General features: G+C 67.9%; 2 protein-coding genes. Both read right to left on the reverse strand.

The genetic code is table 11. The annotated features are described in order from the left end of the window. Positions 1 to 288 precede the first annotated feature (288 nt). Positions 289 to 990 carry a hypothetical protein gene (locus tag ACM9NP_RS23910; protein WP_415649033.1) on the reverse strand — a complete coding sequence of 234 codons (702 nt, stop codon included), beginning with the start codon at positions 988 to 990 and terminating at the stop codon, positions 289 to 291. 268 nt (positions 991 to 1258) lie between these two features. After that, positions 1259 to 1820 (reverse strand): hypothetical protein (locus ACM9NP_RS23915; protein WP_415649034.1); only part of this gene is annotated, 562 nt, incomplete at its 5' end.

The raw sequence follows: 1820 nt of genomic DNA on the forward strand, positions 1-1820 counted from the left end.
GGGGCGGCGTGTACGCGGGTTGTCCGTATGGGGAGACGGGCACGACGGAGTACTGCTGCGGGTAGGGCGAGCCCGAGACGGGCGGGGTGCCGGGCTGGTACTGGTCGTGCGGGGGGCCGTACTGGCCGGGTGGATAGGTCATCTTCACGCCGTTCGCGGAGCCGGGGCTGGGCAGGTCATCGACCACCCACGATAAGCCGCGGAGTGGGCACGGGCCGCACGTCCCCCCGCTCTCCGGGTGAACGCGTAGGTGGCGCGGACGTGGACCGCCCGCGCCACCGGAGGTCGTCAGCGGATGACGCCGGCCTTGCGCGCGGCGCTGTTGGCCTTGAACCAGCTGGCGGACTCGCGATTGGCGAGCATGATGATCGTGGCGATGATCAGGAGAATGTTGACGACGCTCAGGATCGTTCCGACTGACGGGTACCAGGGTTCGTAAACGAGCGCGACGGTCTCAGAGGTGTTGCTGATGATGCTGAACGGGGAGCAGAGCAGACCAAGTCCGAAGAGGACGAAAGCGGTGATGCGAGCGCCCTCGCGTCCGCGCTGGACGCCGATGGAAAGCGCGGTGTACCCGGCGGCCATCAGGATGTAAATGAAGCCTTGGACGGCGTTGACTCCGGCAAAGGACAGTTCGGATCGAATCGCCACCATCCCGAGGACGCCCGTGGCGAACATCATCGCCACCATCCCGAGGATGAGGAAGCCCGCGACGGTCACCAGCTGCGGCCGCTCACCCGGGGGCGGGGGGACGCCCTGCGCGAACTGGCCGTACGCGGGTTGGCCATAGGCGGGCTGCCCGTACGCGGGTTGGCTGTACGCGGGCTGGCCGTAGCCCGGTTGGCCAGCCGGTGACGCCGGGGCTCCCGACATGGGGTGTTGGTACGGCGCGCCCGACGCCTGCCCGTACGGATCAGGCTGTCCATATTGTCCTTGCTGGTACGGGTCGGGCTCCTGGTGCCCGTACCCGCCCTGCGGCGGATAGCTCATCGTCGCCCCTTCTAGAGGTTGTCTCGTTACCCAGCGGTTCGGTCACGGCGAAGCCGGAACGTCGTCGAAGCTCCCCCAGCGTGCGCTGGCACGCCGAGGGCGTCGAACAACGGTGCGCGGGAGCTACTCCGCCTGGCCGAGTGACGCCCTGACCCGCGCACGACCCGAGATAACGACACCACCTCCGGTCAATGCACCGATGACTGATGGGTCAGGCTACCGCGCGACTCCGACGAGCGATAGACCTCGACGTCGACGATCCGCGAGCTCAACCACGTCGAGCCCCGGCGCCTCCGGCCCTGCGGGCCTCGGACTCGGCGAACCACGCGGCCGACGCGGGCGACGCCAAGGCGATGAGGATGCCAATGGCCAACCCGACCGACGCCGTCGAGCACAGGACCGACCAACCCCGATACCAAGGCTCGTAGGCGCTGCCCAGCCCGCTGTCCAAGGAGGAGATGAACATCCCGAATCCGCAGAGGAGATATCCCCCGAAGAGGACGAACGATCCGACCCGGGCGATCGCGAAGCCGCGCTTGATCCCCTCGGCCGCCAACCAGAACGCGATCGCGATGGCGAAGTAGGCGACGATGTTGAAGTCCTTGGCCGCTGCTGGCATCAGCGGCGACGACCGCAAGCCGTTGGCAGACAGCACCCCGTACAGCAACGTCACCGCGATCATGAAGCCGATGAGCGTCCGGGCCCTCGTGATCGCCGGTGGGGGCTCCACGTCGAAACGTGGCAGCGGCGCGTACACCGGCGGATTGTTCGGCCCGAACTTCGCATCGGCGAAGTTCACGGGCTCGGACGGCGGGGCCGGATTCGGGGGT

Source organism: Stackebrandtia soli (genome assembly GCF_965137155.1).
Classification (GTDB): domain Bacteria; phylum Actinomycetota; class Actinomycetes; order Mycobacteriales; family Micromonosporaceae; genus Stackebrandtia; species Stackebrandtia soli.

What these genes read in the sequence shown, in the direction of transcription:
- ACM9NP_RS23910 (WP_415649033.1), bottom strand. Translation starts at nt 990, where the DNA reads ATGAGCTATCCGCCGCAGGGCGGGTACGGGCACCAGGAGCCCGACCCG.